The sequence below is a fragment of the Methylobacterium sp. PvP105 genome (assembly GCF_017876975.1).
Classification (GTDB): domain Bacteria; phylum Pseudomonadota; class Alphaproteobacteria; order Rhizobiales; family Beijerinckiaceae; genus Methylobacterium; species Methylobacterium radiotolerans.
Genome location: NZ_JAGIPA010000006.1, coordinates 40,555 through 46,698, shown reverse-complemented (window position 1 = coordinate 46,698; position 6,144 = coordinate 40,555). Strand labels below are relative to the sequence as shown.

The 6,144-nt window shown below is 72.9% G+C and carries 6 protein-coding genes; 4 read left to right on the top strand and 2 right to left on the bottom strand.

The genetic code is table 11. The annotated features are described in order from the left end of the window. The first annotated feature begins 157 nt into the window (after positions 1-157). Positions 158-586 (top strand): hypothetical protein, encoded by a 429-nt coding sequence (locus J3A75_RS35965; protein ID WP_053608552.1) that lies wholly within the window; start codon positions 158-160, stop codon positions 584-586. A 63-nt stretch (positions 587-649) separates the two neighbouring features. Here J3A75_RS35965 and mobF read toward each other — a convergent pair whose 3' ends face one another. Both mobF and J3A75_RS35955 read right to left on the bottom strand, forming a co-directional pair. After that, positions 650-3,595 carry a MobF family relaxase gene (gene mobF / locus J3A75_RS35960; RefSeq protein ID WP_043388356.1) on the bottom strand — a complete coding sequence of 982 codons (2,946 nt, stop codon included), beginning with the start codon at positions 3,593-3,595 and terminating at the stop codon, positions 650-652. Further along, positions 3,595-3,888, bottom strand: coding sequence for a hypothetical protein (locus tag J3A75_RS35955; protein WP_043388352.1), 294 nt, complete (start codon positions 3,886-3,888; stop codon positions 3,595-3,597). The genes mobF and J3A75_RS35955 overlap by 1 nt, the downstream gene beginning before the upstream one ends. A gap of 271 nt (positions 3,889-4,159) precedes the next feature. Here J3A75_RS35955 and J3A75_RS35950 point away from each other — a divergent pair, with 271 nt between their 5' ends. From J3A75_RS35950 to J3A75_RS35940, 3 genes are read left to right on the top strand one after another with little or no spacing between them, the layout of a single operon-like run. Then, positions 4,160-4,672 (top strand): hypothetical protein, encoded by a 513-nt coding sequence (locus tag J3A75_RS35950; RefSeq protein WP_043388350.1) that lies wholly within the window; start codon positions 4,160-4,162, stop codon positions 4,670-4,672. A gap of 4 nt (positions 4,673-4,676) precedes the next feature. Next, positions 4,677-5,483: a hypothetical protein gene (locus J3A75_RS35945; RefSeq protein ID WP_043388347.1), complete on the top strand. Its 807-nt coding sequence runs from the start codon at positions 4,677-4,679 to the stop codon at positions 5,481-5,483. Beyond that, positions 5,467-6,066 carry a hypothetical protein gene (locus J3A75_RS35940; protein WP_043388345.1) on the top strand — a complete coding sequence of 200 codons (600 nt, stop codon included), beginning with the start codon at positions 5,467-5,469 and terminating at the stop codon, positions 6,064-6,066. Before J3A75_RS35945 ends, J3A75_RS35940 begins: the two co-directional genes overlap by 17 nt. Positions 6,067-6,144: the final 78 nt, after the last annotated feature.

The following is a 6,144-nucleotide window of genomic DNA, read 5'->3' as shown; positions in this document are numbered from 1 at the left end:
TCTAACGAACGCCGCCCTCTCCTCGGGAGACGGGCAGGGCTTCTTCGGCCTCAAGCCCATCAGGCCCCCACCGACCGAATGCCATCCCCGCCCAGACCCCTGTGCGGACGACCCGTCTCGCTCTACGGTCACGCTTCGATCCCGTATCCCGATCCCCATGCCGATCCGGCCCGAGCACCGCTTCTTCTACCCGATCGACTGGCCCCAGCTCTCGGCCGTAATCCGGTTCGGGCGCGCTCAGGGACGCTGCGAGGGCTGCGGGCGACCGCACGGGCGGACGGTAGTCCACCTCGGCGACGGGCGATGGTGGGATGCGGACGCGGCCTCCTGGCGCGACAGGCGCGGGCGGCGGGTGCGCGTCCAGCCCGGTGCTGTGGACGTCCTCAGGACCGTGCGCCGGACCCGGGTGGTTCTGGCCGCGGCCCATCGCGACCACGACACCGCCAACAACGCCGATGCCAATCTCGCCGCCTTCTGCCAGCGCTGCCATATCATCCACGATCGGCCCGAACACCGCCGACGCCGCTGGACGACCCTGTTTCGCCGCAAGGCGCTCGGCGACCTGTTCCGCGGACCCTACGCCTGAGCGCAGGCGGCCTGGATCAGTGCGGCACGGATCCGGATCGGTCGCGGACCACAGGAATGGAGCTCATCGCTCGATACCGACGTCGCGATCGCGCGGCGGCACCGAGCTGGGGCGGCCGAGGTGGCGGGCGAACCGCATGACCAGGGCGCGCGTCACCGGCGCCGACGCGCGGCTCAGGCGGCGCCCGCAGGCGTCGACCAAGCGCCAAGCGGGCACAATCAGGCAATCCACCCCGAGCCACGCCACGGCCTCGCGCAGAGCCCGGGCCGCGCGGATCGCTCGGCGCACGTCGACGCCCGGGCTGACCCGCTCTGTCAGTCCGAGCAGCCCGTCGCGCACGAACGCCACCCGGTCAGCGGTGTAGTCGACCACGTTGGCCTTCTCGCGGTAGGTCCGTGCCTCCCGGAACAGCCGTTCCAGCACCAGCGTGTCGGTCGCCGGCACGCGCGCATCCGCCTGCCGCTGCCGACACAGGGCGTCGAGCCGGTCGCGCTCGACCACCACCCGCGCATCGTGCCGGTGGCGGGTCAGCCCGACATACACCTCGCGCGCGTCCGTGCTGGCCCCGAGGTACACCACCGCCGCGCAACAGGTTCGGCCCTGCGCCGCGTAAGTTGTACCTGCGTAGGCGTGTACGATCTTGGGTTGTGATGATCGGCGGCCGAAGCGTGGCTCCCGCGTCAGCTGCTCCCAGGCCGTGTCGAGCGCGCGCCCGTCCTCCAGCCGCAGCCGTAGGCGCGGTCCCGCGTCCGGATCGGTGGTGATCGCCTCAACCCGGGCGCGGTTGCCGTTGCGCAGGCCCAAGTGCGGCAGGCTCTCGCCGAACCGCAGGACGTCGCCGATCGCGAGCGCCAGCGGTACGACCTCATCGGCGCGGTTGCGCGACGGCAGCGCGACTACGTCGGGTCCGAGCTGTCCTTCCGCCCGCAGCACGGCCCGCGCCCGCGCGTTCAGCGCCGCCGCATCGGCATTGCGCCGGGTCACAATCAGCGCGTCGCCTTTATGGACCACGCGCTGCTCGGACCAGAGCGCGATCACCCGGGCGTGAGCCGCCTCGGCTCCGGAGATCAGCTCGACCCGGTCGTTGGCGGCGTAGGCGCGCAGACCCGCCTCGGCATCGCCGCGCGCCATCACCACCGAGGCGGCACGCTGCCAATCCACCGTCTGCCGGCGGACGTGTTCGAGCACGGCCGAGCGTCCGACCACCTCGGCGACCGCCCGCAGCGCGCTGGCGCCCCCGACCGAGGCGAGCTGACGCCGGTCGCCGATCAGCACCACTTTGGCCCCGGCCGCCTGCGCCGCGCTCAGCACGGCTTCCAGGTCACGGGTTGATACCATCCCGGCCTCGTCGACCAGCACCAGGGTGTCGGCGCCGAATGCCGGCGAGGGATCGGGGTGAGGCGCGGGGTCCGGATCCGTCGCCCGAGTCCGATCGTGGCGCCAGCGCGCGATCGCCTGCGCCAGGATCCCGGTGGAGCGCGCGAGCTCGTCGGCGGCGACCCAGGATGGTGCCAAGCCGACGACGCGCAATCCAGAGTCGTGGGCCGCGGCCACCAGGGCTGCGGCCGTGGTCGTCTTACCTGTGCCCGCGCCGGCCTGGAGCAGAGACACCCCATCCGGACCGGCAGCATGGCGCACGGCCTCGCCCTGTTCGGGGCTGAGATGGCCCGCCCGCGCAAGGGCCGCTTCGACCGCCTCGGGGGTGATCCAGATCCGCTCCAGCGGGCGGTCGGCGGCGCGCAGCATCGCGGCCTCGCAGGCGGCGATGCCCGGGCTGGTCCAGCACGCGTGGGCGCCCGGCACCCTCTCGGCGGCGCTCAGTGGCAGCAGCGTGCCGTCCCGCTCCAGGCGGGCGAGCTCCGCCTCCACGGCATCGACCCCGAGTCCCTGCACGCCAGCGAGCTCCAGAGCGCGCTGGAGCAGGTCCTTGCGCGTCACCACACTCTCGTGCCGAAACAACGCCGAGGCGGCGCGCGTGACCGGGCTGTCGCCGGGGATCTCGGGCTGATCGAACGGGGGGTCGCGTTCCGTCTCACGCGCGGCGGCCATCGCGATGGCGGGGTCGCGCTCGGGATGGCGCGCGGCATCCCACGGATCGAGCGCGCAGACGGCGAGCTCCTCGCGCCAGCGCGCCTCCAGCTCGGCGCCGGTCGGCAGCTCGTGCTTGCCGCGGCGCGTGGCGAGCGCGGCGATCTCGCGCTGGGCGCTGGTGGCGCCGGCCCCGGCGTAGTTGAGGATCTGCTCCGAGCGTTTGGAGAAGGCCGCCAGCACCGCCTCGGGCGGGCCGGCGATCTCCCACTGCCCGCGCCCGGCCTCGCGGTAGCGCAGGCCGAAACGGCGATGCAGGTCCTCGGCCAAGGCAGCGCGATACGCGGCACCCACGCAAATCTGGTAAGCGTAGAGTTGTTCGACCTCGATGGTCAGATGTGTCTGTGATTTGTAACGTCCGGATCCAGATTTAGGCGGCGCACCGGCAGCGTTGATGAAGACACAGTGCGTATGGATATTTGGATCGCCTTCTCGGGTCGTGTAATGATCGAAGCGGCCGACGATGATGTCACTCGGCCGGTGCCGTTCGACGCCGCCCGCACCGGTTCGGACGGTGACCAGTCCCTCCGCCGCCACGAAGGCGAGCGCCCGCTCGACGGCGGCGCGGTGGGCGGCCTCGATCGCGGCGCGCTGCTCGGGCGTGCCGGCCATCCAGAGGACGGAGACGGATTTCCCGGGGGTCAGGGTGCAATCCTGTCCGGCCCAGTGGCCTGGACCGGCGCCGCGGACCAGCGGCTTGCCGGTTCCGGGATGGAACCCCGCGCACAGGTCGCGGAACGAGCTCGCGTCGATCGCCGCGCCGTGGCGCACGACGCTCTCACCGCTGCTCCACCACACCCCGCCGCCGTCCGCGAGGTAGTACTCGTCGCGCCGGTCCGGCCTGGCTTCGCGCTCGCTGTCATTGGTGTAGTATAGCCCGGCCTCGGCCCCGGCGCCGAGGCGGTGCAGCGAGGCGGTCATCAGGCCAGATCCGGGCCGCCAGTGCCCTTGCGATAGCGGCAGATCTGGGACAGGTCGATGCCGGTCGACGGGGCCCCGAGCTCACCGACGGCCTGTGCCATGTCGAGGATCGCGGCGTCGACCTGTTCCATGCGCTCGATCAGGACACGGTGGCGGATCGCCACCTCCAGGGCTTGAGCGACGCAGTCGGCCGCCAGGCTCTCGGAGGCCCAGCCGCGCTCGGCCGCGGCGGCGCTCAACCGGGCGGCGAGGGATGCCTCCAGCGTGATCGTGAGCTTGACCTGATCGGCCATCGGCGTACCTGCTGCGTGCGGATCCGGACGGCAGCCCTGGCACGGTCGCGACGGCCTGGCGAGGCTCGCATGGCCGCGCGGTTAACGCTTCACCACTTCAGTGCGTGTGGTGTGATACCCCTCCCCTTGCCGTACACGCTACCGTATCGCTGCCGTCCTCAGCCGTAGCCTGCCGTCCGCTGCCGGACCTTAACGTCGGCTTGCCGTCGCCCCCGGCATTCGCGCGATCGGCTGCACGCCCTGGCAAGCCCCGCCTTGCTAGGGCGTCGCCATGGCCCAGCGCCCCCGCCTCGACCTACGCCGCCTCGCCCGCGACGCCGCCGCCACCCCCGACAGCCGCCGCAAGGCCGGTGCGCCGGGTGGTCGGCCCGCCACGGGCTTGATGGACATCGTGCGCGACCACCTCGACGCTCTGGTCGCCCTCCAGGCCGGCGGCTTGACCTGGGACGCGGTCGCGGCCGGGCTCACGGCGCAGGGCTTCACCACCGCCGCCGGCGAGCCGATCACCGGGCGCAACCTCACCGGCGTCATCTCCAGCGTGCGCCGGCAGGCCGCCGCCCGCGCCTCCAGGACGGCGGCGCGGGCGGCTCGCCCCGACCGCGCGGATCCCGCACCGTCGCCCGCGGCCTCGACCGGTTCCAGGTCACGGCCGACACGGCTCGCCCCGGAGCTGCGCTCGGGCAGCGATACACCGGACCCCGCGCCTACAGACGCACCGCTCACCGAGGCGGAGATCCGCCAGATGCAGGCCGAGCGGCACGCCCACCTGTTCAAGAAGGACTGACCTCATGCCCCGCGTCCTCCTCGTCGCCCAGGAAACCGGCGGCGTCGGCAAGTCAACTGTGACCCGCGGCCTCGCCGAGGCGGTGCCGGATGCCCCGATCCTGGAGATCGAGTCGGTGCACCGTCTGACCGAGTTCAAGGCCGCGACGGCCGCGAATGAGCCGGGCAGCGTGCAGCACTTCCTCATGCGCGCCTCGCGCGAGGCGATCGACGCCAGCGGCGGCAAGGCGGCGCGTGCCGAGTTCGACGACGTGATCAACGCGCTCTTCGAGGTCGCGACCCCCACGCTGGTGGACATCGGCGCCAACACCTCGGCGTCTCTGCTGGGGGTCCTGACGCACGAGGCACCGGCGCTGCGCGAGGCCGGGATCGAGCTCGGGCTCGTGGTGGTGGTCGCCGCCGAGGCCGGCGCGCTCGCCGACGGCGGCGCGCTGCTGCACGCGGCCAAGGACTGGGCGGGCGCCCGCTTCGTCGTGGCCAACGCGGTGCGGGGCGCCGTCGATCCGGCCCTGCTCAAGCGGGTAGCCGGCGACGCGGTGGTCACGCACCTGCGCCAATTCGAGCTGGAGGACAGGACGCGCGAGGTGCTGGCGGCAGGTCAGCTGCGCGGCGTCAGTCGGCTCGACCGGGCGGGCTTGGTCAAGCAGACCTCGCAGGCGCAGGCCGGACGGATGCTGCGCGATCTGACCGCGTTCCGCCTCGCCGTGATGGAGGCGGTCAAGCCGGCAGCCCTCTGGCTGGTCGAAGAAGCGCCGGTTCCGGCTCGGGCCGGTACGCCGGCAGGGGGGAGCAAGCGTGCCCGCAACGCCTGAGGACGTGCACGCCCGCCTCACGCGGGCTGATCGCGCCGCGCGCGAGGCTGCGGCCGGGTTCGAGCGGGACAGCCGCGCCGCGCTCACCCGGCTGAAGACGCGCCCGATCCACGAGCGGTTTGCGGCGTTGGAAGAGGGCGCAGTACAGCTCCTGCCCGAACATCGGCGCGAGCTCCTGCTCTCCATCCGTGACCGGTCCGACGCTGTGGGGCCGGGCGCCCGGCCCGCTCCTGGCCACGCCAGCCGCATCGCGGTCTGGCGCGGGCGCCTGCCGTTCCGCGTACGCCGGCTCACCCGTGACGCCCTGCTCGCGCTCTGTCTCCTGCTCGCGCTGCTCCTAGCCTATCGCCGCACGCCGATCTCCTGGGTCGAGGTTCGGAGCGACCGGGATGTGGCCATCGCCTGGGTCATGCCGGACGGGCGACCCGCCGGGGATCGCCTCGTGGCGGGCCGCGCCTACGCGCTGATGCGGGACGCCGACGGCATGGCCGAGCTGCGCGACTGGCGCCCTGGTGAGGGCTATGCCGCGACGCGTGTGCCATCTGATTGGCTGCGGACCCGCTCCGGACCGGCCTCACGCTGAGGTCCGTATCCCTCGATCGGTTGCGGCTCACCTCGGGCATGTGGCGTTCCGGCGGTCCGGCGCCGCTGGGTGGATCCG

What these genes read in the sequence shown, in the direction of transcription:
- J3A75_RS35955 (WP_043388352.1), bottom strand. Translation starts at nt 3,888, where the DNA reads ATGGCCGATCAGGTCAAGCTCACGATCACGCTGGAGGCATCCCTCGCC.
- J3A75_RS35950 (WP_043388350.1), top strand. Translation starts at nt 4,160, where the DNA reads ATGGCCCAGCGCCCCCGCCTCGACCTACGCCGCCTCGCCCGCGACGCC.
- J3A75_RS35965 (WP_053608552.1), top strand. Translation starts at nt 158, where the DNA reads ATGCCGATCCGGCCCGAGCACCGCTTCTTCTACCCGATCGACTGGCCC.
- mobF (WP_043388356.1), bottom strand. Translation starts at nt 3,595, where the DNA reads ATGACCGCCTCGCTGCACCGCCTCGGCGCCGGGGCCGAGGCCGGGCTA.
- J3A75_RS35945 (WP_043388347.1), top strand. Translation starts at nt 4,677, where the DNA reads ATGCCCCGCGTCCTCCTCGTCGCCCAGGAAACCGGCGGCGTCGGCAAG.